At 43.2% G+C, this 24,325-nt stretch carries 19 protein-coding genes; 10 read left to right on the top strand and 9 right to left on the bottom strand.

Going from position 1 to position 24,325, the window contains the following annotated elements; all coding sequences use genetic code 11:
* Positions 1 to 244: 244 nt before the first annotated feature.
* Complete coding sequence (locus MAS10914_RS0125355; RefSeq protein WP_017318751.1) at positions 245 to 2,341, top strand: S8 family serine peptidase; 2,097 nt, start codon at positions 245 to 247, stop codon at positions 2,339 to 2,341.
* A 208-nt stretch (positions 2,342 to 2,549) separates the two neighbouring features.
* Here MAS10914_RS0125355 and menD read toward each other — a convergent pair whose 3' ends face one another.
* The 6 genes from menD to MAS10914_RS0125325 all read right to left on the bottom strand — a co-directional run bounded on the left by menD (position 2,550) and on the right by MAS10914_RS0125325 (position 10,504).
* Complete coding sequence (gene menD / locus MAS10914_RS0125350; RefSeq protein ID WP_017318750.1) at positions 2,550 to 4,325, bottom strand: 2-succinyl-5-enolpyruvyl-6-hydroxy-3-cyclohexene-1-carboxylic-acid synthase; 1,776 nt, start codon at positions 4,323 to 4,325, stop codon at positions 2,550 to 2,552.
* 350 nt (positions 4,326 to 4,675) lie between these two features.
* Entirely contained in the window at positions 4,676 to 5,311 is a 636-nt protein-coding gene (gene upp, locus MAS10914_RS0125345; RefSeq protein ID WP_017318749.1) for a uracil phosphoribosyltransferase, read from the bottom strand.
* Between the two features lie 282 nt (positions 5,312 to 5,593).
* The gene (locus tag MAS10914_RS0125340) at positions 5,594 to 6,034 is read right to left on the bottom strand and encodes a hypothetical protein (RefSeq protein WP_017313973.1); all 441 of its coding nucleotides are present in this window, start codon (positions 6,032 to 6,034) and stop codon (positions 5,594 to 5,596) included.
* A 96-nt stretch (positions 6,035 to 6,130) separates the two neighbouring features.
* Positions 6,131 to 7,783: an IS1182 family transposase gene (locus tag MAS10914_RS0125335; RefSeq protein WP_017313974.1), complete on the bottom strand. Its 1,653-nt coding sequence runs from the start codon at positions 7,781 to 7,783 to the stop codon at positions 6,131 to 6,133.
* Positions 7,784 to 7,913: 130 nt separating this feature from the next.
* Positions 7,914 to 9,158, bottom strand: coding sequence for a URC4/urg3 family protein (locus MAS10914_RS0125330; RefSeq protein WP_017318748.1), 1,245 nt, complete (start codon positions 9,156 to 9,158; stop codon positions 7,914 to 7,916).
* An 86-nt stretch (positions 9,159 to 9,244) separates the two neighbouring features.
* Positions 9,245 to 10,504 carry a GTP cyclohydrolase II gene (locus MAS10914_RS0125325; RefSeq protein ID WP_017318747.1) on the bottom strand — a complete coding sequence of 420 codons (1,260 nt, stop codon included), beginning with the start codon at positions 10,502 to 10,504 and terminating at the stop codon, positions 9,245 to 9,247.
* Positions 10,505 to 10,828: 324 nt separating this feature from the next.
* On the opposite strand from MAS10914_RS0125325, the gene MAS10914_RS0125320 reads away from it, so the two are divergent.
* Both MAS10914_RS0125320 and MAS10914_RS0125315 read left to right on the top strand, forming a co-directional pair.
* Positions 10,829 to 11,299 (top strand): tetratricopeptide repeat protein, encoded by a 471-nt coding sequence (locus MAS10914_RS0125320; RefSeq protein ID WP_017318746.1) that lies wholly within the window; start codon positions 10,829 to 10,831, stop codon positions 11,297 to 11,299.
* Between the two features lie 240 nt (positions 11,300 to 11,539).
* Positions 11,540 to 12,916: an FAD-binding oxidoreductase gene (locus MAS10914_RS0125315; protein ID WP_026082810.1), complete on the top strand. Its 1,377-nt coding sequence runs from the start codon at positions 11,540 to 11,542 to the stop codon at positions 12,914 to 12,916.
* Between the two features lie 596 nt (positions 12,917 to 13,512).
* On the opposite strand, the gene MAS10914_RS0125310 is transcribed toward MAS10914_RS0125315, so the two are convergent.
* Positions 13,513 to 14,532, bottom strand: a complete 1,020-nt coding sequence (locus MAS10914_RS0125310) for an SDR family oxidoreductase (protein WP_017318744.1) — start codon at positions 14,530 to 14,532, stop codon at positions 13,513 to 13,515.
* A gap of 623 nt (positions 14,533 to 15,155) precedes the next feature.
* Here MAS10914_RS0125310 and MAS10914_RS0125305 point away from each other — a divergent pair.
* The 6 genes from MAS10914_RS0125305 to MAS10914_RS0125280 all read left to right on the top strand — a co-directional run bounded on the left by MAS10914_RS0125305 (position 15,156) and on the right by MAS10914_RS0125280 (position 21,679).
* Complete coding sequence (locus MAS10914_RS0125305; RefSeq protein WP_017318743.1) at positions 15,156 to 16,130, top strand: hypothetical protein; 975 nt, start codon at positions 15,156 to 15,158, stop codon at positions 16,128 to 16,130.
* Entirely contained in the window at positions 16,115 to 17,053 is a 939-nt protein-coding gene (locus MAS10914_RS0125300; RefSeq protein ID WP_017318742.1) for an AAA family ATPase, read from the top strand. The genes MAS10914_RS0125305 and MAS10914_RS0125300 overlap by 16 nt, the downstream gene beginning before the upstream one ends.
* Entirely contained in the window at positions 17,040 to 18,509 is a 1,470-nt protein-coding gene (locus MAS10914_RS0125295) for a hypothetical protein (RefSeq protein ID WP_232224228.1), read from the top strand. The genes MAS10914_RS0125300 and MAS10914_RS0125295 overlap by 14 nt, the downstream gene beginning before the upstream one ends.
* Entirely contained in the window at positions 18,506 to 20,563 is a 2,058-nt protein-coding gene (locus MAS10914_RS35915; protein WP_017318740.1) for a CHASE2 domain-containing protein, read from the top strand. Before MAS10914_RS0125295 ends, MAS10914_RS35915 begins: the two co-directional genes overlap by 4 nt.
* Before the next feature lie 76 nt (positions 20,564 to 20,639).
* Complete coding sequence (locus MAS10914_RS0125285) at positions 20,640 to 21,455, top strand: Rpn family recombination-promoting nuclease/putative transposase (protein WP_017318739.1); 816 nt, start codon at positions 20,640 to 20,642, stop codon at positions 21,453 to 21,455.
* Between the two features lie 17 nt (positions 21,456 to 21,472).
* Positions 21,473 to 21,679 carry a hypothetical protein gene (locus tag MAS10914_RS0125280; protein ID WP_017318738.1) on the top strand — a complete coding sequence of 69 codons (207 nt, stop codon included), beginning with the start codon at positions 21,473 to 21,475 and terminating at the stop codon, positions 21,677 to 21,679.
* Between the two features lie 77 nt (positions 21,680 to 21,756).
* Here MAS10914_RS0125280 and MAS10914_RS31015 read toward each other — a convergent pair whose 3' ends face one another.
* Together MAS10914_RS31015 and MAS10914_RS0125270 are read right to left on the bottom strand one after the other, a co-directional pair.
* Complete coding sequence (locus MAS10914_RS31015; protein ID WP_017318737.1) at positions 21,757 to 22,593, bottom strand: CHAT domain-containing protein; 837 nt, start codon at positions 22,591 to 22,593, stop codon at positions 21,757 to 21,759.
* Between the two features lie 40 nt (positions 22,594 to 22,633).
* Positions 22,634 to 23,341: an ROK family protein gene (locus MAS10914_RS0125270; protein ID WP_026082809.1), complete on the bottom strand. Its 708-nt coding sequence runs from the start codon at positions 23,339 to 23,341 to the stop codon at positions 22,634 to 22,636.
* 163 nt (positions 23,342 to 23,504) lie between these two features.
* Between MAS10914_RS0125270 and MAS10914_RS0125265 the strand changes: the two genes are divergently transcribed.
* Complete coding sequence (locus tag MAS10914_RS0125265) at positions 23,505 to 24,308, top strand: creatininase family protein (protein WP_017318735.1); 804 nt, start codon at positions 23,505 to 23,507, stop codon at positions 24,306 to 24,308.
* Positions 24,309 to 24,325 lie beyond the last annotated feature (17 nt).

The raw sequence follows: 24,325 nt of genomic DNA, 5'->3' as shown, positions 1-24,325 counted from the left end.
TTCTGCCCTCTTTAAAGAAGAGGGAAAACCGTTTCCGTAATTCTACGTATAGCGCGAGTTTCAATTGCATAAGATACCTTCAGCCTAGAACACAGAACGCAGAATTCAGAATATTCTCGAGTAAAGATTAAGTAAATTTTTTCTATGATTTTGGTAAATTTATACACCAAAATATTTTTTTTCATGAGAGAAAGCCGATATTGATTATTGATGTAATATATACCGTCTGTATACTCCTTAACCTATGTCAGCGACTGTTCCTGGAAAGTCTCTAGAGACTGCTAAAAACTTAAATATTGCTGTCAATCCTCAAGTAGTCAGCGATACATTAGGTGGCAGACATAGTGATTACTACAGCTTTAGCTTGAAAGGTCGTAGCAGTTTTAACCTTGATTGGGAAGATTTGAGCTTAAATGCAAAGGTAGATTTAATTCAAGATGCAAATAGTAATGGTGTAGTGGAAGAGGGTGAACTCATCAAGAGTTCTATTTCTAGTAGCACAAACGCTGAATCAATCAATAAAACCCTAAACCCAGGATTTTATTACATCCGAATCTATACTAATGAAGGTGTAAACACTAACTATAAATTGGCTGTTTCGGCAACGCCTATTGACAATGCGGGAGATGTCTTGAAGGCTGCCCGTCGTATTACTGTTAATTCTAAAAATAAAACCTACAGTGACTGGGTAGGTCTATCAGATACTAACGACTACTACAAATTTAGGCTGAAGACGACCAGTGACTTCAAATTAGGACTCAGTGGTCTGAGTGATGATGCAGATGTGCGATTACTTGATGTTAACGGCAATACCCTTGCCAGTTCCGTTAACCTAGATACCACAAATGAATCAATAACTCGCAGTTTAGATGCAGGTATCTACTATGTACAGGTAAAGCCGTACCAGGGCAGTGAAACTTCATATAACATAAGTTTGTCAGCAACCCCTGTATCTGATAGTGTTTTATCACCAACTCCCACTTCCAGCAACACACCATCTTCCACTTCTAGCGGCACACAGCAGTCCACCACTGCTTCTGCAAGCACAACCCAAACCCTTGACAGCAGTACAGAATATACACAAGGAACTCTCCGGGCAGATACCTTTACTTACCAATCTGCCTACAATCGGACGGTCTTTTCTGGCATTGGCAATGTTGACTATGGTAATGGATCGCTAGACTTACTGGATCTTGGGCTATTTTCTTCTACAGAAGTCACAATCGAGTTAGTAGAGAACACAGGGGGTGTCATGTACAACACTGGCAATGGGACTCGCGTATTTGACGCCATAACATTCAGCAACGGCAAAGAAATTTTGTTTGAGGGAATTGAAGCCATTAAATTTACAGACACAACAATCAACTTATCAGTGACACCTAATGACCCCCTGTTTAATCAGCAATCGAACCTGCACATGATGGGTGTTCAAAGCGCGTGGCGTCTCACAACTGGTTCCAACAACGTACTGATTGGAATTGAGGATACCGGCTTGGCTGCCAATGGTGAGAATCTTCACACCGATTTACGTTCCACTGATAAATTAAGTAACAACTACTTGGATGAAATGAGTAACTCCACTGCCCACGGGACTTCAGTTCAAGGGGTCATTGCTGCTGCTAGCAATAATGGCGTGGGGATGAGTGGTATCAACTGGAGTTCTGATGTTTTCCAAATCGATGTTATGGGAGGTGACGCTGGAGATTACAATTTAGTGAGTGCCACACAAGCATTAATTAATCAGGCAAATAGTAAAGGTCAGCGTCTGGTCATAAACCTCAGCTTGACTGGTGGTAGCTCATCGGAATTTGAGCAACTGATTGCTAATAACCAAAATACAGTCTTGTTTGTGATTGCTGCTGGAAATAGCAACGGCAATAGTCTTGAAAGTCCTGCCGACTTAGCGAGCAAGTATGGCAATGTCATAGCGGTTGGTGCTTCTTGGGGACTTCAAGACTGGTATGGCAATTCAACAACACCCGGACAACGCATCTCCTATCAAGACATAGGATGGTGGGGTTCTAACACAGGAGATGGTCTGACTCTGATGGCACCATCTGAGTACCTCACAACTCAAGCTACCAAATCCTCTGATACTTTTGAGTTCAGCTATGATGAACAGTTCAATGGCACTTCAGCAGCAGTGGCAAACGTGACAGGAGTTGCTTCATTGGTATGGAGTGCTAATTCAAATCTCACTGCTACCCAAATCAAGTCGATTCTATCAGAAACAGCCTACGACTTGGGTAAATCTGGCTATGATACAGAGTACGGTTCTGGGTTTATTAATGCTGATGCTGCTGTTAGGAGAGCAAAGGCTCTTGGACAGGGTGCAGCGTAATTCCATCTGGACTTCTTGAAGAAGTCCAGGATCTGGTTATCTACAGATAAATGAATGGTCATTGATCATCAGATTTCTTACAAAACTCCGGTTTAAAGATATTTTGAACCACAGATGAACACAGATGATTTATCTGTGTAGGCTACGGCACGGCTTACACCTACATCTGTGTTTTTTTTCATAAACATTGATTTTTGCAAGAGGTTTATTAACTAACTACAAATTTTCCTAAATTCTCCTTGCGCCACTGAGCATCAGCTTTGCGATTTGTTCGCAATTCTAAAACCCGAATTCCCTTGGTTGGGAGCGGGTTTAATCTTAAGCGCAACTGCTTCCAGGAAGTTATCAATTCATGCTCGACACCATAAGTAGCAGAGAGTTGAGCAAAATCAATATCTTGCGGAGTTGCAAAAAATTCTTCAAATGGTGGGTCAAATTTAGAAATAGGTAACATTTCAAAAATTCCCCCACCATTGTTATTAATTAACAAAATTGTTAAATGCCCGACCAATTTATTTCTGATTAAAAATCCATTTGTGTCGTGCAATAAGGCTAAATCACCTGTTAACATGACACTGCTTTGCTGGTGATGGGCAATTCCCAAAGCGGTGGACAATGTGCCATCAATACCATTCGCACCTCGGTTGAAAAAGGGTTGCACTTCTGATTGACTCGGTTTCCAAAAAAATTCGACATCCCGGACTGGCATACTGTTGGCAATAAAAATGGGTGTTCTTGCTGGTAATGCCTGAGAAAGTAACCAGGCGGCTTTACCTTCAAATAACTCCTCCATTGTTGCTAGGGTTTGGTCAACAGTTGCCCTCACTTTTGCTTCTATTGCACACCACATTTGAAGATACTCACAGGAGGATAAGGACGTATTTTCTCCCCCATCTCCCCATCTCCCCAATTCTTCTATACTCATTCGCAAGTCAGTTGTTTTCCCGTGCAGAGGGTCGAGGTTTTGGTCGCTTGGATCAATGATCCAACGTCGCCCCTGTGTGGAAGTTAACCAATGACGTAAATCTTTACTGGTGGGCAATTCACCAATTTGAATCACCACGTCTGGTGCTAGCTGTTTTGCTAATTCCTGATTCCGCAAAATGAGGTCATAAGTGGAAATCATATACGGATTGAGGTCAGCATAGTTTCTCACTGGGGAGAGTCCCTCTGCCAAGACGGGGAATTTTAGGGTTTGGGAGAGTTGGGCGATCGCGCGACAATACTCCCGTGGTCTTTGGGGTTGGGCAATACCAGCGATGATGATTCCTCGTTGAGATTTTAACCACTCTTGTAAAGGAGGAGGTGAGGAGGTGGGATGATAGGGAGGTGAGGTGATGGTTGTGATATGAGAGAAGAAGTCTTCAGAGTCAAATTGGGACTGCAACAATTGTAGAGACGCACCATGGTGCGTCTCTACATCTGCATTAGGAATGGGTGCGAGGGGGTCGCGAAAGGGAACATTGAGATGTACTGGTCCAGGTACGGGAGTTTGTGAACGTTCCCACCCATGAATGACTATTTGCCGCAGATAAGCAAGCATTCTCATGTCCATAGAGGGAATAGCTAACTCTGTCTGCCAGTTTGGATAATTCCCGTATAATTTCAACTGGTCTACAGTTTGCCCAGAGTGGCAATCTCGCAATTCTGGAGGTCTATCAGCCGTCAGCAGTAATAGAGGTACGCGACTTTCTTTAGCTTCTATCACCGCTGGGTAAAAATTCGCTCCCGCTGTCCCAGAGGTGCAAACAACGACCGTGGGACGTCCGGTTGCTTTTGCTTGACCTAAGGCAAAAAAGGCAGCTGAACGTTCATCAAGAATGGAAATTGCTTTAATATCGGGTGATTGTTGGGCAAAGGCGACTGCTAGAGGTGTAGAACGGGAACCTGGACAAATCACGACACAGGTCAATCCTAAGCGCTTTAATGTCTCGGCAGCAATCGACGCCCATACAGTATTAATGTTTCTAAAATCAATTGCCATCAATTTTGAAAGTCCAAAAGTCCTGAGTCTTGAGTTTTGAGAAAAAATAGGGGTTTTCTCTTAGGTGCAATACATTCTGACCAAGAAAGGGGTGTAGGGGGAAGAATAGGGGGGTAAGGCTGTCAGGGTTAACAGTGAACAGTGAACAGTGAAACAGTGAACAGTGAACAGTGAAACAGTGGACAAAAAAACTGATAACTGTTTACTGATAACTGATAACTGTGTAGGGGGGAAGAAGGAAACAAACGCGCTCTACGTAAATTATTTTTCTTTTCCCCTACACCCCTACACCCCTAAACCCCTATCCCCCTAAACCCCTATCCCCCTAAACCCTTGGAATACACATCAGCTTATTTTGTCCCAAACAATCTGTCTCCAGCATCTCCCAATCCAGGAATAATGTAGCCGTTTTCATCCAAATGGTCGTCAATAGCCGCAGTGTAAATAGGGATATCTGGGTGTACCTCGGTGAAATGCTCAATCCCTTCTGGTGCAGCGAGTATGCAAACAAACCTAATTGACATCGGATTCGTTGATTTTAGCCTTTCAACCGCTGCTACTGCTGAGTTGCCAGTTGCCAGCATTGGGTCTACCACCAGCACATCTCGCTTGTCCACATCTTGAGGAACTTTGAAATAATACTCGACAGGAATTAAGGTTTTCGGGTCACGGTACAATCCAATGTGTCCCACCCTTGCCGCTGGTATGAGTTCCAGCATCCCATCCAAAATTCCCTGTCCCGCCCGTTGGATAGACACAATCACCAGCTTTTTATCTGGAGCAAGCACTGGAGCATGCATTGGGGCTAGCGGTGTTTTAATCAATTCATATTTTACAGGCAAATCGCGCGTGACTTCATAAGCCAACAGCAGGCTAATCTCTTTGATGAGGACTCGAAATTCTGCCGTGGTGGTTTCGGCTTTACGCATCAGCGTTAGTTTGTGTTGAATCAATGGATGGTTAATTATTGTGACTTGATTGTGCATATGTCTTAGAAGTTTTATATATTGTGCAAACCGCGAAGACGAGAACACTTTCGTACGCAGGTTTCCCCCGCCCTTGCAAAATGTTCGTTGCTAGGGATGCCAAGACAAGATGTATCAGCCATTAGCTTTTTGTCCACGTCGGTTGCTTTTTCCAAAGCTAATGGCTAATGACTAATGACCAATGACCAATGACTACTGACAGCTAGAATACAGTACCGTCGCTTTCTATCTGTATGGGGGGTATACCACCCTTCGGATACCGTTGGCGAATTCCCAAAACATCTAAACTGAACGGGTCAGTTCAACAATGAAACGATTGAGAGCTTTTTGAGCAGTTTTATACCCAGGTGCTTGTTTACCTAACTTCAGTTCAGACAAAACACGGTCACGTAAAATTTCAAGTTCTGCAACCATTGGCAGAGCAATAGACTGTTCTGTAATAACGGGATTAGATGTTTGATGAAAATCCTCTTGTCGTGTATTACACGGAGGAGGTTCGTTTTCTGGTCGAGTCTGAGTGAAATTTTCTGAGTCTAACCGTGTAATACTCGGTAGATTCTTATGCCTAGTAATGTGTTCTAAATAATCAGCCCTGGTTAAGCCTAAGCATTCAGAAGCAATACCAATAGCCTTCCAGGTTTCATCAGTTAATCTCAATGAACGAACTAGACGATAATCTTCATTCTTGAGAGCAAATTTCCCCTGAATATCTCGTTTTAGCATCCCAACTTCCGTGTATGACACCGTCTTAGTTTAACCTGAAAACCAGGTCTCTCACCGAGTAATACACGGAAAAAGCAACAGATTATTTCGTAGGATTTAAATGTTTGGTTCTGCCAGAAGCGCAAAGTGTGAGGAGCGAGTTTTAGCCCGTGGTATCTCCTCCAACCAAGCGAAAACTCGACCTAGATTGATAGCGGCTGCCGTCAGGATATGCTGTAAGTGAGTTTTAGCTAGCCCAATATAACGGCAGTCGCGCATTTCAAATGCTCGGATTCCTTGAGAGATAGTTCCTTCAATACCTGAGCGCAGCCCATACTGTTTTTGAAACTGTTCAGTTTTTTGTCGTTCCCTGGCTTTTTGAAGAGCTTCGTAATCGGATTGCACCTGTATGGTTAACCCACGAGGGTTTGTTTTTGCACGAGTGCATTGAGACCGAACCGGACACGCTAAACAATCACGCTGCCGAAACTCGACGTAAATTACGGGTTTTCCATAAACGTCTTTATTCTTTTTCCAAAGGTAACTACGCTTACCTTGAGGACAATATACGGCTTTATGCTCCCAATCTATTTTAAAATGAGATAAATCAAATCCAAGACCTGCTTTTGCTTGCCATCCAACGTTGAGGGCTACTGGCCCGAACAAATCAATGTTATAGTCTCGCTGTGAGCTAGAAAGCAATTGGGAAGAAGTATACCCTTGATCAACCAAATGCTGTTGAGGTAAAAGGTCTTTCTGCTCCAGAGCTTGATGAATTGAGGGAACAACCGTTTGGTCTTGACTTGTAGCAGGAGTAGATTCTACATGAGTAATGATATGAGGTAAATTTTCATCACAACTTTCTGTTAGATGCACTTTGTACCCTGTCCAGTTGGTAGTGCGCTTAGTACTATTACGCGCTTCTAAGTCGTAGGGTGAGCGAATTCGTAGTGCCGAAGGCGGGCCATCTTTTTCATTGCGTAACTGAATTTTCTCTGTTGGTGCATAGTATTGCTGTAACCAGACCTGACGCAAAACTTCTACGGCTGGCAGTTGTCGCAATTCAACGGGTGCTGTTTGAGAATAGATAGCATCAAGTAAATCAAAGCCATCAGCCCCAATTGTCACAGCCAAAGCTTCTCGTTCTGGAGCCGTTCTGGGTAGTCGGGAATCTTCAAAGCGTTTGCTATAGCGGTCATACCATTCGGGGGGAGCCAATGACTTCAGCCAGGTGGGTGCTATTTCTGCCACAGCATTTAAAGTATACCGCAGGGTTTCTCCCAGATGTTCCAGTCTTGTTAACTCTCTGACCACCGCTAGTATATGAGTTGAGTCAGTGCGCTGTTTTCCTCTTGCTGACAGCAGTTTGAGTTCCTGAAATCTCAACAGCATCTTGTCTAGTATTTGCTGCTCAATACCACCTGAGATCAATCGATCACGGAATTCGCTTAAAATACTAAAGTCAAAACCTGGATCTGTTAACTCCAACGACAAAGCATATTTCCAATCAATCCGTCCTTGCACTGCTTGGGCTGCTTGCCTGTCTGAAAGATTTTCTAAATATTGCATCACCAGTACCATTGCCAAACGCCAAGGTGCAAGTGCAGGTTGACCGCGTTGTGGATAAAGCGATGCGAAATCTTCATCCTGATAAAATACCCCAAGTTCATCACGCAATCGCATATATAAATTACCTTTGGGAAACGCGGCTTTGGCTACACGTACCGTTTCATTGGGAACAGGAGGAATTTTTTCCGGATGTAAGCACATATACTGCCTCCAAAGGTATTTCTTCTAGTTTATTGATAATTGAGGCAGCTAAGTTCATTTTTTGTTACCGTGTATTACATGGTGGAGTGTAGCTCTCTTTATCATGTAATACACCGTAAACTCTCCGTTTTTATGTTAAGTAATATTTCGCCAACGGTATCCCCTTCGTGCGTTCAAGCGCAATTTTTCGCCCAGCTGTCCAAGTTCCACCTTGTAGGATTCTCACCAATGGCAGTTCTTCGGCACTCATGCCCAACTTTTCCCGTATTGTGGCAGCAATGTGATCTAAGAGAATCACGGTTAGGGCACGCCATTCAACAATCACCTCTGATGCAACTGGATGAGGTTGCAGCAGAATTTCCGGGCGTTTAGGACTAATGAGTCCCAAGTCAAGGCATAACCCTCCATTCCGATATTCTGCCAATCCAGTCAGGGCATCTAAGCCAGTTATTTCTAAACCAAGTTCCTCTAGAGGTTCTAGCAGAGAATAGGTCAGCCACTGGGACAGTTTGTGAAATGGCACTAAGCCATCCTCAGCAACATCTGGATGAAACCAAACATCCCCCAGATTAATCCCAGCAACTTCTATTCGTCCAGACCAGATTTCACTCAGTCCTTCCAAAACTGTGCCCAAGACTGTTGCTGCGGCTAGCTGGTTATTACTAGACTTTTCCGTTAAGTATTTTACCAAATTGCCCGGACGGGGATTTTGTTCTCCAAATAAATGAGGTGAAGACAGTAGGGCTTGACCTAATTTTTGCAACAAGTGCAACCGCCCAGCAATTCCCACCAAAGGATTCTCTGCATTGACCTGAAATCCGTCTGCCAGTTCTTGTTCTGTTAAGGCTTGCAATCTTTCAGCATTAACTTGCAAAGGTGCTGTTTGCTTGTTACTAGAAAAAGTTCCGTCACAAAACATCTCAAAACTGGCAACTGCCAAACCTTCAGAACGCCTAAAATCTAGCTGCGTCTCTTGCTCGCAATAGGACCAACTCTCCCCGGCACCAGCATCCAATAAAACACTGATAATCGCCAAATCAAACTTGGCAACTGCTTTCTCCAAAGGCGTTAGCCCTGCTAACTTCTCATCCAATTGAGATAGACGCGCTACACCCCCAGCCTCAAAATGCCGCCAACGGCTGTGAAAAGGAATTTGCAGATCCGGGTATTGTTCCTGTATTATCTCAATAACATAATCCGCTACTTTTGGCAACTGTGTCAAATCGCAACTAAAGTGACGCGACTTGCCTTCAACTACCAACGCAAACATCTGCCCACAACGCTCCCGGATAGCATGAGGAGAACGCAGATAAGCCACCAACTCTCTATTATCTCTCCTCTGCGACCTCTGTGCCTCAGCGGTTTCCATCTCCATTCTTACTCACTCCTGTATTGATACACCCCTTAGAGTCCAAAAAATTCTGTAAAGACGTGCCATGGCACGTCTCTACAACTTGTGACTCAATCTACTAAAGAACGTCCCTTAACCGCAGCCAAACTGTTGGCATCTAACACCTCTCCTGTGGTGTAGTAACCAGCTGCCTTCTTCGCCTCTATCTCCACCCGCGCATCTTCGGGAATCAACTCTTCTGGAAGTGGTATTCGTTCCATAATCTCAATTCCCGACTGCGTAATGGCGTTGTACTTCATATTACTCATCGATACCATGCGGTCAATGCGGGTTATGCCCAACCAGTGCAACACATCGGGCATTAGTTCTTGGAACCGCATATCTTCCACGCCAGCCACACACTCAGTGCGGGCAAAGTAGGCATCAGCGCGATCGCCCCCCTCTTGACGCTTGCGGGCATTGTAAACCAAAAATTTCGTCACCTCTCCCAAAGCACGCCCTTCCTTACGACAGTACACAATGACACCTGCACCACCCTCTTGTGCTGTTTGTACGCAAACTTCAATACCGTGTACCAAATAGGGGCGACAGGTGCAAATGTCCGACCCAAACACATCGGAACCGTTACATTCATCATGTACCCTTACTGCTAAAGGCTTATCGGGGTCAGTAAGAGCTGCTACATCCCCGACGATATACACAGTCACACCTCCGATTGGTGGCAAAAATACCTCCAAATCAGACCGCGTCACCAATTCTGGGAACATTCCCCCAGTTTGTTCAAACAAAGCACGTCGCAACTCTCCTTCTTTGATTTGGAATCGCTTGGCAATACCTGGTAAGTACCACACTGGCTCAACTGCGGCTTTTGTGACGACTAAATCGCCACCAGGTTTCATAATCTTGCCATCAACCTGTAAGCGTCCTTTGACCACCGCCTCTTGTAATTCAGGTAAGTTGATGTGCGCCTTTGTAATGGCGATCGTGGGACGAATGTCATATCCCTGTGCGTAGTATGATGCAAAAACCTCACCAACAATCGCCCCAAATGGGTCAAGCGAGACGATTTTATCTGGCTCAAACCAGCTGGGGTGTGGTCCTATGTATTCTACTGGAGATGTGTTGGTAAGATCCGCCCTGTGATCTGACTGAAGTGCTCCGCTAGCCACCGCTAATGCCCGATAAACCGCATAACCACCAGAGTGAGTGCCAATGACGTTGCGGTGTGCTTGCTTAGTCAGAGTGGCAATCACTGGACCGCGTTGCATTGGATCAGCTGCTCCCCATTGGATGGGAATCGGTTTGGGACCAAAGCGACTGGGATGCGAAGTGAGAACAATATGCTTGGAAACGCCTTTTTGCTTTGGCATAGTCGTTTCTTTTTCTTTTACTTTATTATTAATTCTTAGTCATTAGCGATTTCTCTACAACTACCAAGAGGTTGTGAATTGTAAAAGTATGGCATAGTAATGACCTCTCACTTAATGACTCTAAATATGGAATCAAGGACTAATCGTATTGCAGACTACAGAAGATAGCAAATTAATTGCTCATTTTCCATTCCATTGTCTAGAGTTCTGTAAGGATTTTTTTGAATTTTTGAAATTTTAGTCAATACTTAGCACCATTTAGTGACTTATTAGATAATAATGTGCGAAATTTGATCCAAAGCAACTATCACCGACCTCGAATTCATGGATTCTTTATTTATCAATTCCTTACTTGAAGACTTGAAAAATCCCGATGAAACAGTCCGCGACCAAGCAACCAGGAAAATTTGGCGCATTTGGTTTCAGCAAAAGGGAGTGCATGGACTGTCCATGATTGAACGCAGTCAAAAGTTAATGGATTCAGGAGAAATGACTGAAGCCGAAGCTGTACTGACAGAACTCATTAACGAGCAACCAGATTTTGCCGAAGCTTGGAATCGCCGAGCTTTTCTTTACTATACCAGTGGCGAGTATCGAAAGTCTTTAGCGGACTGTCAAATGGTCATCCAGATCAATCCAGTACATTTCGGCGCGCTTCACGGTATGGGCTTATGTTATGCCGCAATGGGAGAGTATATTGAAGCTATCAGAGCATTTCACTATGCTTTGGAAATTCAACCTTATTCCCAAATTAATCAAAAATTGATTTTGGAATGTACGCTCCGATTGAACTGACACAGCAAATCAGAGAAAGCAAAATTTTAATATGAATCCGTCACCACGCTCATCAACAACAATTCATACCCTGAGTCTCGCCAGTTTATTCAGTATGCTGAGAGTGTTCATTACCCAGTTGTTGATGGGGGTGCGGTAGATTTTTTTGCAATGGCATTGATGTTGTCAATGCCATTGCAAAAGAAATTCTCAGAACCAGACTGGCTGCAATCTAGCAACATATTTAATAAAATTGCAAATATGACAACAACACCTGTGAAATCATTCGACTTGGATGCCCTGATTAATTCTCTTAATGGCATTGAAATTATCACTGACCCTACTCAAGTAACAAAATTATCGCAAGATTATCACACCTTCAGCCCAGTACTCGTACCCAAACTAGAAGGAAAAGTTGGGGATATGGTTGTGCGTCCTGCGAACGAACAAGAAGTGTTAAAAGTCGCAGCAGCATGCGTGAAACACAGAGTCCCCGTAACAGTGCGCGGTGCAGGAACGGGAAATTATGGGCAATGCGTACCGTTACATGGAGGCGTCATTGTAGATATGACGCGGATGCAAGAAATACGCTGGGTAAAACCAGGAGTCGCGCGGGTTGAAGCCGGAGTCAAGTTGGCAGCGTTGGATAAAAAAGCACGAGAAATAGGTTGGGAAATGCGGATGGCACCCTCGACCTACCGGACTGCAACCATTGCCGGATTTGTTGCAGGTGGTAGCGGCGGAATTGGGTCGATACAATATGGTTTATTGGGTGACAGGGGAAATCTTCTGGCTTTACAAGTCGTGACAATGGAAGATGAACCCCGTGTTATTGAACTGCGCGGCGATGATGTACAAAAGGTGAACCATGCTTGGGGCATCAATGGTATTATCACTGAAGTAGAAATCCCATTGGGACCCGCTTACCCTTGGGCAGAAGTGATTGTGACCTTCTCTGAATTTATGACAGCGGCAAAGTTTGGTCAAGCCTTAGCCAATGCCGATGGGATGATTAAGAAGGAGATTAGCATCTTTGCATCCCCCATTCCACAATATTTTGCAGCCCTGCGGCAATACATCCCCGATGGAACTCACGCCGCTTTACTGATGCTTGCTGAACCGAGTTTGGAATTATTACCAGGGTTAGTGCAACAATATGGCGGCGAGATGACATATCAAAAACCAGCGCAGGAAGCAGGAAAAGGGACGCATTTAGGTGAATTTACCTGGAATCACACCACCTTACACGCGCGAACTGAAGATACTTCCATCACATACTTGCAAAGCATATTCCCTGTAAATGTAGAGACGCGCCATGGCGCGTCTCTACAACTGGTAGAGCATCTGTATCACCACTTTGGAGATGAGGTGATGATGCATTTAGAATTTATTCGGGTTAACGGTGCAGCAATTCCTGCGGCTTTGCAACTGGTGCGCTACACAACAGAAGAACGCCTCAACGAAATTATCCGCTATCACGAAGAGCGAGGAGTGTTTATTGCCAATCCTCACACATATATTATTGAAGACGGGGGGAGAAAAGTCATTGACCCTGAGCAGTTGAAGTTTAAAGAAATGGTTGACCCCTATGGGTTGATGAATCCTGGTAAGAGCAAGGTGCTGGAATTTAAAATTTAAACCGCAGATATAGGCGTAAGCCGTGCCGTAGGCTACGCGGATAAACGCAGATGAGATTAAACTATTAGACATCTCCAGAAATTAATTGTGCGTTGACCATAACCCTTGTAGAGACGCGCCATGGCGCGTCTCTACATTGTTTTTCACCAGATGTCTAATAATTCAATATATATTAGACATCTCCAGAAATTAATTGTGCGTTGTCTACAACCTTTGTAGAGACGCGCCATGGCGCGTCTCTACATTCTTTTTCGGAGATGTCTATTGAACCCTACACCCTTCTTCTTGACGGGGCTATCAAGCTCCCGCTAAGTTTTAGGTATTAAGTCAGTAAAGCGCACTCCTTCAAAATCCACAAGTGCTATATCGTGAGCAAGTCTTTCAACCCCTGCTCACGAAATTTAAATACTTAACACAGGACTTACGCAACTGGCACACATATTTTCTGGTATAAGAGTCATAAGTCTTGGGTCAAGGGTCAAAAATCAAGGTTTTTGGAATGCCTGACTTTTGACTTTTGACAACCTCCAAAGAAAAAAATATGACACTTGCGTAAGTCCTATTAACAATTAGACGAGATATCTTTTTTCCACTAATCAAACATCATTCCCCGGACGCCACGCACCGAGTAACGCAGCAATACCAACTGCCGCAACCGCAATCGCACCCCATTTCACCGGCGGATTCATTTCCAACCAATCCGAGACAGTTGGTATCACCAGGTGGTCAAAGTCTCCCTTTATGCGATCATACTCTGGTATGGTAGGTGCAAAAAGATTGTCTGGTCCTTCTTCTGATTTTGGTTCGTTGGTGTGTTGTCCTGGAATGCCGACAACCGCTAATATGGAATCTACAAGTTCTGGTGAAACGCGCTGCAACACATCCAGTATCCTGCCCACATCCCCAACGATAAAATCACGGGTCGGATGTTCGGCAGTATAAAGAATGGCATCTACAACAACATTGGGTTGATAATACGGTGGTATCCCCGTAGGCTTAACCCCTAGTTTGGTGCGAACTTTGTTGTAGTAAGGCGTATTAATGACCGCAGGTTTTATTGATGTGACACTGATGGGCAATTTTTCGTGTTGCAATTCAACGCGCAGTGCTTCTAAGAAACCTTCTACACCATGCTTGGCAGCAGAGTAGGGACTTTGCAGTGGCAAACTGCGCCTACCCTCCATTGAGGAAATATGAATTAATGCCCCGCGTCCCTCTTTTTTGAGATGAGGTAGTGCTGCCATTGCACCATGTACCTGTCCCATCAAGGTAACATCAATGACGCGTTGAAACTCCTCTGGTGTAATTTTCTCAAAAGGAGCAAGTACACCTGTTGCCGCAGCATGAACCCAGGTATCTAATCTTCCGTATTGTGCTACGGTTTTGTCTGCGATCGCCTTAACTTGTTCAAAATCGCTGACATCTGCAATGATATATGTTGCTTCACCGCCAAAGCGTTGGATTTCCTCTACCAAAGACTGTAGTCCTGATTCGCTGCGTGCAGCAACCATGACCTTTGCACCACGTTGGGCAAATCTTAGCGCTGCTTCTCTTCCTATGCCACTGGAAGCCCCAACGATGGCAACAACCTGTTGATTAATTGGCTTTAATTGCATGATTTATCATCCGTACCCTCTCCTTTCTGTATTAAGCTTTATGAAGCCAATGTTCATCTTTCGCAGGTGTGAGCTAGTGGCTTATTTTTAGAGGTTAGAGGCGATGCTCCCAAAGGGAGCCGCCCAAAGGGCGATCGCTCCATATTGTACACAAAGACAATTTCTAATACATAGCTGATAAATACACTGGAATTTCAGAAACCATCCGATAGCTAACCGTTACACTTTTTCTAGCAGGTTACGTTCAATTTTCGGTGGTGGAATAGTCTCAGATTTGGTAGGTCATTAGATTAGACATGAGACATTTGTGATGGTGCTGGAATAAAAATTAATCATAAAACAACACTAAAGAATGATGACAATAATGTTGTTATCAAATTAAACCACATACGACACGCACTCACAGATCACTTGACTTTTGACTTTTGACTTTTGACTTCCCCGTTCGCGCAGCGTGTCCGTAAGGACTCAGGGGCTGACCCTCTCAGCCTAGTGAAAGCAACTCATGTTTAGACTCAAAATCTGTAACAGCGCGTCTTGGTGTTGTAGCTAAGAAAAAATTGAGCAGTCAGAGCGATCGCCCAAAACAAGCAATGGAGTCATATCCTCTGTTCAATGTATACATGAACCAACATGAAGAACTACAAAAACAGTACAAACTGCTAGACGAGAAAATTCTCCGCTTGCGAACCGCGAGGATTATTGAGACAGACGCTTTAGTGCTGTTCAAGTTGGATAATCAGATTAACGAGGCAGAAGAAGAACGCCGTAAAATCGCACAGGAGATTGATAATCTAGAGTCAGTAGCTTGTAGTGAAGAGTTATACCGTGCTTTATTGAAATTAGGCTACCGGGAACAAGTACGCTCATTCCTCAGATTTCTCAAAGCGCAATCAATAGGGGCTTTTCTGATTCACGGATTACTAGATCACGGACAACGTTGGTTACTGAATCGGTTAGTCACACAGCATATTCGCTTCGGTACAATGGGCAAGATGGTGCGAATTGAACTTGACCGTATAGGACGCAGAAGAGATATTTCTGCCTTGTGGCGCGAACTTGGTGGGCGTGTGGGCTTGGGGAGACAACACTTACCCCCAGAAATTGCAGAACGAGTTTTTCAGTGGTGGAAGACACAGAATGTCATCCTTGTCTTTCATGGTGTGGATTGTATGCCAGAAGGGTACTTGCAAGAGCTACTCCACGATTTTTGGTTGCCATTAGCGACTCAAGCACGAGAGGTTGTATCTCAAACAAAATACCAGTTACTCATGTTTTTAGTAGATTATGAGGGCTGTGTGGGTTGTCAGGATACGATGTTCGTTGAACAATTAGAGCCAACTTGGGAACCAAAAATTCCTATCAAACTACCAACTATAAATCCGTTTGGCGATCGCACTCTCACTGACTGGTTTGAGATGGTTGAGACAGAGTTCCACACATTACCTCTGGTTGAACTCATAAATGAAATAGAAGATTTAGTCAAAGAAATTTTGGAAAATAGTGATAATGGGGTTCCAGAACTAGCATTTTTAGAAATTTGTCATCGGTGTGGCTGCAATTGGTATGAAGAAAGGGAAAGATGGTTAAAAATTTAACTCATACACAACTTGAATACACAGGCAAAGTGCAGCCGCACTTGGGAGAACGAGATGCAACTGGGCAACTGTTGTATCCTTACTTACCAGATGAAGAACTGATAGAAGCTGTTAACCTGGCAATATACCTCGAACGACCACTCCTGCTGAAGGGAGAACCGGGATGTGGTAAGACAAGATTGGCTCGTGCAGTGGCTTATGAACTTGGTTTACCGTTAGAAGCTTGGTACATCAAATCTACCACTCGTGCCAAAGATGGTCTTTATAGTTATGATGCGGTCACGCGCTTACGCGATGCTCAACTTGCAGCAACAGGTCGTATCATCAAAGATGAGGAAATTCCACGAATTAGTGATCCGGCTACCTATGTGAAGTGGGGACCATTGGGACGTGCTTTCCAGAATGAGCAGCGGACTATAGTATTGATTGACGAAATTGATAAGGCTGACATTGACTTTCCCAATGACTTGTTATTAGAACTTGATGAGCAACGGTTTATTGTCGAGGAAACAGGACAGGAAGTTCAGGCAAAAGCACCGCCTATCGTTTTTATCACAAGTAACGACGAAAAAGACTTACCAGATGCTTTCTTGCGGCGGTGTTTGTTCCACTACGTAGAATTTCCTAGCCCCGAAAGATTAGTAGAAATTGTAAAAAACCACTTTCCTGATTCACCCAAGGCGTTGGTAGGTAAAGCTGTGGTTCGCTTCTTAAATCTGCGGGAGGAAATGCGGAAAGATAAAGGAGAAGGTGGTAAGAAAGTGAGTACCAGTGAATTGATTGACTGGTTTCGGGTGCTGCGCCGTTACCCAGAAGATGAGGTTCTGGCAAAATTGGATGGTAAGCTGCCATTTGCTGGTGTATTGCTGAAAAGTTGGGATGATCATATTCGTCATATGAGGCAGAACCGTGGACGTGAATGAATTGCCACTCCAAGAACTCTTCACTCGCCTACGGGAAGCTGGCTTACCACTGGGTATTGATGAGTATCAGTTGGTTTTGCAAGCTATGCAAGCTGGTTTTGGGATGGGTGATAAAGCAGCTTTGAAGCGTTTGTGTCAGACTTTGTGGGTTAAATCTGCGGAGGAAAAGCGGATATTTGAGTATCACTTTGAACAATTGATAGGCAGTGATGCTGTTGTACTAAGTTCGGAAACATTGGTAAAGTCAATTGAAAAGCGTAAGATTGACCGCATTATTGACTATTTAGCGCTGGCAGGTGCTTTTATTATTGGATTTTGGATTATTAGTTCGGGTATTGGATTTTTTATGAACAGAAATCCAACTCAGTCGAATAAAAATCCAATACAGCAGATTGTAGAGCAAATTTGGTCATCCGGATCAACTACCAACCAAACTCCAAATACACAAGCGAATCAAAACCAAAATCAAACGACACAGATTAATCAAAACCAAAGCCAGATAAATTGGAATGCGATCGCCCAGATAACTAAGACTATTGTATTAGTATTAGTGAAGGGGACAACTGTGACTGCTTTTGTATATAAATTGTATACCTGGGTAGATAAGCGGGTGCTCTCTAAACAAAAAGTTGGTAATGATAAAAGCTTTCCAGAAGCAACTCCAAGTGCGCCATCTTCCTCCGTTCTGCCTGCAAAATTGACACAGGCAACAGAAGATGAAGTGCAAGTCGCACAAGCAGTGTTACAAGCTACCAGTAGAAATGAGGAAATTCTTCACAGTCGCTTTCTTCTGACATCTGAATATTTTCCTATAACCGAGCGGCAAATGAAACAGGTATGGCGCTACTTGCGCCGCCCAGTACGCGAAGGACAACCAACAGAGTTAGATATGGAAGCAACGGTTAACCAGATTGGACGCCAAGGTATACTGTTCAAACCTGTGTTAGTTCCACGTCGGGTAAACCAAGCGGATTTGCTGTTACTCATTGACCAAGATGGCTCAATGGTACCTTTTCACACACTATCACGTCGGCTAGCAGAAACGGCTTTGCGCGGAGGTCGTTTGGGTAAAGCGGGCATTTACTACTTTCATAATTGCCCCATCGAATATCTCTACCACGATCCCAACCATCAGCAAGCGGAGTTAGTCAGCGATATCGTTACTCATGTTTGTTCCAATAGGACAGCTGTGTTGATTTTCAGTGATGCTGGTGCAGCCCGTGGCGGATATAGCGAGGAGCGCTACGAATTAACTAAAGAATTTTTTACCAAGCTAAAACAAAAGGTGCGTTACATTGCTTGGCTTAATCCTATGCCACACTCACGCTGGAACAAAACAACAGCTGGCGAAATTGCACGTCTGTTACCGATGTTTGAAGTCAGCCGCCCAGGTGTACAGGATGCTATTAGTGTGCTGCGCGGACGCCCAACGAACTTTGAGGGGCGGAAAAAATGAGCAAAATGAAACTTGAAGTTGTTAAGCGACGCATTGAGTCTTTTGAAAAACGCTTTGGAAAAGTACACTTGTATTTGGCATATCATGCTGCTTTTCCCTTATCACTCACACCTGACTTGTTATATCGTCTATGGGCTAACTTTCAAAAGGATATTCACAGTGAAGTACTAGGCATCCCTTGGATAGCTGTAGCAGATCTGCTGCTTTCTAGCCTGTTTAATGAAGTCGGGCATGAACTTTATGAAATGGATTTGGCAGTGCGAAATGAGCTGTTGAGTCGATTGAAGGAAGATGAAAAGTTTGCTCAACAGCGGATTAATGAACTGTCAGACTTCTTACTTGAGTATGTACAGCAGCAGCTATTGAGTGATGATCCCGATATTCAAGACTTTGCCCAGGCTCAGCGGTGGGTTGCTCTAGCATACACCCGACCTAATGAAGCTGCTCGTGAACTAGCATTAGCATTCTCGAAATTGGATCATAAGGATAAAACGGAACTAGTGCGGATGGCTTCATTGGCGGAAACATTTGCTGAACCATTGACTGAATTTCAGCCACTCCTAATTTACGCTCGTGGGATGGAAAAGTTTGCCCGTGGCAATTTGAAAGATGCAATAGATCGACTCAGAGAAGTCCCTAAAAAAGGAAACGTTTTACAAGTTGCTGGAATAGATTTGTCTATTCCAGAACAATTACAGATTCCTAAGACTAAAAGACGATCCCATCTGAACATCCCTTGGTTCAGCTTGCTTAAGTTTCTAGGGACAAGTGTAGGGGTAACTACTCTGGTGGTATTCATGCGCTTCTGTGGAATATTTCAGGCATCAGAACTTTGGTTTTTCGACCAAATGATGCAATTTCAACCAACTGAATCGCAAGACGATCGCTTATTAGTTATTGAAGTCACTAAAGAAGATATTGATAAGCAGGAGGGAATAAAACGAGGCTCCCTAACAGACAAAACATTATTGACTCTTCTCAAAACACTGCTAAAATATCCGCAAAATCAACCTAAAACTATTGGGCTAGACATTTATCGTGATTTTGCAACAGAAACAAAGGAATTCTCTCAACCTGAAAACAAGAAATTATCTAATCTTCTCAAAACAGAATCTCGCATTATTGCCGTTTGTAACATAGGTGATCTCAGTCAAAACAATAAAGGTACTGCACCACCACCTGAAATTCCTACAAAGCGATTAGGATTTAGTGATTTCCTATCAGATAGTGAGGGAATTGTGCGTCGCCAAATTTTAAGCATTGAGACACCAAAAAGCTCCCCTTGTTGGTCATCTAAAGAGCCAGTGAGTAATGCCTTCAGCCTTGAGTTAGCTCAACATTATTTAGGCAAGCAGTATGAAGAAATAAAAGATAGAAGTATACGTTTGCGCTTAGGTGATACTACATTTGACTTGCTTGATGGTCGTCATCGAGGTGGATATTCATTCTGGACAGATTTAGAAGGGTATCAGGTACTACTAAACTATCGTGTTTCATGTTCAGAAAAGAAGAAAAACGATTGTTCTCCTCAATATGTTGCAGAAAGAGTTACGCTTGATGACGTTAACAAGTCTGATTTCCTGACAAAGTACTCTCTAAAAGACAAAATTGTTTTGATTGGAGTGAGTGATTATTCTTACGAAGCTCCTTGGTTCACTCCCTTTTCATCAAAAGGTCATGCACCAATACCAGGGGTTATTATACAGGCTCAGATGGTCAGCCAGATTGTGAGTGCAGTTTTAGATAAGCGCCCTCTATTACGAGTTTTGCCTATTTGGTATGAGATACTTTGGATTTTATTTTGGTCACTGCTTGGAGGAGCGATCGCTCAGTTGCGTTTTTCCAGTATCCCTCAGTTGAGTCTTTCAACTGAGGGTTTAATTATATCTGGAGGATTTGTCTTCATTGGTTTGTACTGTTCCTGCGTTATTTATTTCATTACCCCTAATAAGTATTGGATGCCCTTTGTACCTTCTGCTTTAACCTTCCTTGGTACTGGAGGAGTAGTAATCTATGTCAGATCTTTGTCCAGTGGTAGAGTTTTAGAGCAATAACTCTCTTTCCTCAAGAGCAAATGCTAAAATCTGCATCACAGTGATATTCTATACTCTATGTTAAAACACTGAATTCGTGAAAACTGACAGTATTTTCTATCGCCTATTTCAAGAATTTCCCAGCATCTTCTTTGAACTCATTGGTGAACCAGCAGAAGAGGCTAACGCTTACCAATTTTCATCCGTTGAAGTCAAGCAAACAGCTTTCAGAATTGATGGTGTATTTCTTCCTGCTGAAGAAAGCGACAACCCATTTTATTTTGTGGAAGTCCAATTTCAAGGAGATTCAGGAATTTATGCACGGCTGTTTACAGAAATCTTTTTGTATCTGCGGCAAAATCAACCACAAAATGACTGGCGTGCTGCTGTGCTATATCCTACCAGAAGTCTGGATACAGCAGATAGAAAACATTATCGTGAATTCTTTACCAGTCAGCGTGTTAGCGTTATCTACCTTGACGAATTAGGTGAAGCTGTATCTTTACCAATTGGCGTTGCAACTGTCAAGTTAGTGATTGAGAATGAAGATACAGCAATTGAGAAAGCAAGGGAGTTGATAGATAGAACTCAACAAGAGATAAGCTCACAACAGCAACAGCAGCAATTACTACAATTAATAGAGACGATTTTAATTTACAAGTTTCCGACAATGAGTCGAGAGGAGATAGAAGCAATGTTTGGATTAAGCGAGTTAAAGCAGACAAAGGTTTATCAGGAAGCATTTGAGGAAGGCAAGCAAGAAGGAGTAGAAGAAGGTGTCCGTCGGGAAAAGTTCAGAACAGTACCTCTGTTGTTAAGATTAGGGTTGACTGTGGAACAAGTAGCACGAGAGTTAGATCTGACTGTAGAAGAAGTGCAAGAGGCAACACAACAGCAATCTTCCAATCAATAAGTCGAGAGAAGATAGAGATGATGTTTAGCTTGAATGAATTAAAGCAAACACGGTTTTATCAGGAAGCATTTGAGGAAGGCAAGCAAGAAGGTGTCCGTCGGGAAAAGCTCAAAACAGTACCTCTGTTGTTAAAATTAGGGTTAACTGTAGAACAAGTGGCACAAGAGTTAGAGTTGAGCGTAGAGGAAGTGCAGCAAGCAGCGCAGCAACAATCTTCTTCTTGAAAAACAAGAACCCCGACTTCTTAGAGAAGTCGAGGTTCTGAAGAGTAGTTAATTTTCATGAAACGATTTGAGATTTGCTATTTTTTAGCAAGCTTTTTCTTGAAAACTGGTATTTGTCCCTGTGCAAGGTTTTCCATTTGAATAGCAACAATACCTTCATCAAAAGCTCTTTGAAAAATATCTTGATTATCTAAATTTTTATACCCTAGACCATCATAAAACCCCTGAGCAAATATAATCGCCGCTTGGTCTTTTATAGGTTGGTTCATCCCAATTGTATAGTTAATATATTGGCTAATTGCCTTGGCAGCTTTTTCTGAATAACAAGCATTTAACAGCACACAGTTTACATATTCAGCGTGCAACTTAAACAATGCAGCCAACCCTTCTGGTGATACAGGTTTGTGTTTTCCTCCATCATCCTCTAACACCAAGCTACCATCCTCCATGCCATGACCACAAAAATGGACGATTTGAGGATGTACTTCTGCGATCGCCCTACGGATATCTTGAGAGCGTACAGCAGTTCTGACATCAATTTCAAATAAATCGCGTCTTGTCGCCCGTTCGATAGCTGTCCTAATTTCCCGCATCTCTTTGTCTAAACGCAAATCATGCGGTTGCGGAATTGCTGCCAAAATCAATATTTTTTGCTGTATCTTTTTAGAATCAAATTTTGTTGAAAGCGGTGCAGATTGTAACTGATTTTCAATTTTATATAACTTATCATCAAGTTCCTTAAGCGTACGCTCTTCTTCTTGAATCTGCTGTTCATATTGAAACTTACGTGATGGATCAGTTTCAATAATCAATGCTTTTTGTATCCTTTCAACTTTCTCACTTTGGAGTTGATACAATTGTTTAAACGAGTTTCTTTCTCGTTCCAATCGACGCCGTTGGTCTTCTGTTATCATATTAAGTACTTATGAAAGTATGAGATTGGGTTGTAGCTACTTAATCTTTCCACAAAGCAATACCACCCAACAAACCAGTTATATTAGGAATAATCTTCACATTTGTCGGCAACTGAATATCTACTCTTACCGCTTCACCACCGCCAATATATAGGTAATCGTAATTGAATAAATGTTGCAGAAATGCGATCGCCTTTTCTAAGCGTCTGTTCCATTTCTTCTCACCTACCTTTTCCAAGGTTGCACGTCTTAGCTGTTCCTCGTAAGTCTCGCCTTTGCGAAATTCATGATGTCCCATTTCTAAATTCGGCACTAGTTTACCATCTACAAACAAAGCGGAACCAAAACCCGTACCCAGCGTAATTACCAATTCCACGCCTTTTCCAGAAATCGCGCCTAAACCCTGCATATCAGCATCATTGATGACTCGCACAGGTTTGTTTAAACGATTTGACAATGTTGTCGCCAAATCAAACCCAATCCAATCTGGATTTAAGTTCACAGCTGTCTGCGTTACCCCACCGCGCACCACACCAGGAAAACCGACCGAAACACGATGAAACTCACCTTGAGTCGCTGCTAGCGTTACAATTGCATCAATCACAGCCTCTGGTTTTGCAGGTTGCGGTGTCTCTGTTCTCGCCCGTTGAGTCAAAGGTTTCCCCGTAATATCTAATACCAATACTTTTACACCACTCCCACCAATATCTACTGATAAAGTGCGGATAGCTCCATTATTTTCAACCATTGAATTTTCTCTCATTAGTGTTTGCTAAGTGGTTGATATCTTCTAATGTATCTAGGAAATACAGCACTTCTAAATAAATTGTGAACTTGCCCATTATGCCTGATAGTGGGTAGTAGCCAACAACTAACAACTATCCACTATCAACTAACAACTATCAACATATATGCATAGCTTTATTCCTCCACAACGCTTTTTTCCCTACCTCACTTGGACTGATATCCAGGCAATGCCAAACAAGGAAAATGTGGTTCTTATTCAACCAGTCGGAGCAATTGAACAGCATGGTCCTCATCTGCCGCTGATTGTTGATGCTGCAATTGGTGTGGCGGTACTCGGAAAAGCATTAGAAAAGCTGGATGAGAGCATTCCGGCATATGCTCTGCCAACTCTGTATTATGGGAAATCAAATGAACACTGGCATTTTCCTGGTACAATAACTTTAAGTGCTGAAACTCTGCTGGCAACCCTGACGGAAGTTGCAGAAAGTGTTTACCGTTCTGGGTTTAGAAAGCTGGTGTTGATGAACTCCCACGGCGGACAACCCCAAGTTATGGAGATTGTGGCGCGAGATTTGCATATCAAGTACAGTGACTTCTTGGTGTTTCCGCTGTTTACCTGGCGAGTTCCACATATTACCTCGGAATTACTGACACCAAAGGAGAAGCAACTCGGTATTCATGCCGGAGATGCGGAAACGAGCATCATGTTAGCAATTTTACCAGAACAGGTGAAGATGGATGCTGCTGTTGCCGAGTATCCACCAGAACAACCAGCAGGAAGTTTGTTGAGTATGGAAGGGAAGTTATCTTTTGCGTGGGCGACACAGGATTTAAGCAAAAGTGGTGTGGTGGGAGATCCTACAGTTGCAACTAAAGAAAAAGGCGATCGCATTCTCGAATCTGTGTCTGGTGGCTGGGTGCAAGTTATAAAAGATGTGTATGCTTTTCAACAGCCACAACCTGAATAAGTGTTAGGCGTAAGCTG

It is taken from the genome of Mastigocladopsis repens PCC 10914, from assembly GCF_000315565.1.
Classification (GTDB): domain Bacteria; phylum Cyanobacteriota; class Cyanobacteriia; order Cyanobacteriales; family Nostocaceae; genus Mastigocladopsis; species Mastigocladopsis repens.
The sequence above is the reverse complement of the archived record's forward strand: the minus strand, read 5'-3'. Positions and strand labels throughout refer to the sequence as shown.

Excerpts from the sequence above, each read along its gene's own strand:
- MAS10914_RS0125280 (WP_017318738.1), top strand. The coding sequence starts at position 21,473 with ATGATGTTTAGCTTGAATGAATTAAAGCAAACACGGTTTTATCAGGAA.
- MAS10914_RS0125310 (WP_017318744.1), bottom strand. The coding sequence starts at position 14,532 with ATGCAATTAAAGCCAATTAATCAACAGGTTGTTGCCATCGTTGGGGCT.
- MAS10914_RS0125320 (WP_017318746.1), top strand. The coding sequence starts at position 10,829 with ATGGATTCTTTATTTATCAATTCCTTACTTGAAGACTTGAAAAATCCC.
- MAS10914_RS0125265 (WP_017318735.1), top strand. The coding sequence starts at position 23,505 with ATGCATAGCTTTATTCCTCCACAACGCTTTTTTCCCTACCTCACTTGG.
- MAS10914_RS0125340 (WP_017313973.1), bottom strand. The coding sequence starts at position 6,034 with ATGCTAAAACGAGATATTCAGGGGAAATTTGCTCTCAAGAATGAAGAT.
- MAS10914_RS0125315 (WP_026082810.1), top strand. The coding sequence starts at position 11,540 with ATGACAACAACACCTGTGAAATCATTCGACTTGGATGCCCTGATTAAT.
- MAS10914_RS0125355 (WP_017318751.1), top strand. The coding sequence starts at position 245 with ATGTCAGCGACTGTTCCTGGAAAGTCTCTAGAGACTGCTAAAAACTTA.
- upp (WP_017318749.1), bottom strand. The coding sequence starts at position 5,311 with ATGCACAATCAAGTCACAATAATTAACCATCCATTGATTCAACACAAA.
- MAS10914_RS31015 (WP_017318737.1), bottom strand. The coding sequence starts at position 22,593 with ATGATAACAGAAGACCAACGGCGTCGATTGGAACGAGAAAGAAACTCG.
- MAS10914_RS0125270 (WP_026082809.1), bottom strand. The coding sequence starts at position 23,341 with ATGGTTGAAAATAATGGAGCTATCCGCACTTTATCAGTAGATATTGGT.
- MAS10914_RS0125300 (WP_017318742.1), top strand. The coding sequence starts at position 16,115 with ATGGTTAAAAATTTAACTCATACACAACTTGAATACACAGGCAAAGTG.
- MAS10914_RS0125305 (WP_017318743.1), top strand. The coding sequence starts at position 15,156 with ATGAACCAACATGAAGAACTACAAAAACAGTACAAACTGCTAGACGAG.
- MAS10914_RS35915 (WP_017318740.1), top strand. The coding sequence starts at position 18,506 with ATGAGCAAAATGAAACTTGAAGTTGTTAAGCGACGCATTGAGTCTTTT.
- MAS10914_RS0125325 (WP_017318747.1), bottom strand. The coding sequence starts at position 10,504 with ATGCCAAAGCAAAAAGGCGTTTCCAAGCATATTGTTCTCACTTCGCAT.
- menD (WP_017318750.1), bottom strand. The coding sequence starts at position 4,325 with ATGGCAATTGATTTTAGAAACATTAATACTGTATGGGCGTCGATTGCT.
- MAS10914_RS0125330 (WP_017318748.1), bottom strand. The coding sequence starts at position 9,158 with ATGGAGATGGAAACCGCTGAGGCACAGAGGTCGCAGAGGAGAGATAAT.
- MAS10914_RS0125335 (WP_017313974.1), bottom strand. The coding sequence starts at position 7,783 with ATGTGCTTACATCCGGAAAAAATTCCTCCTGTTCCCAATGAAACGGTA.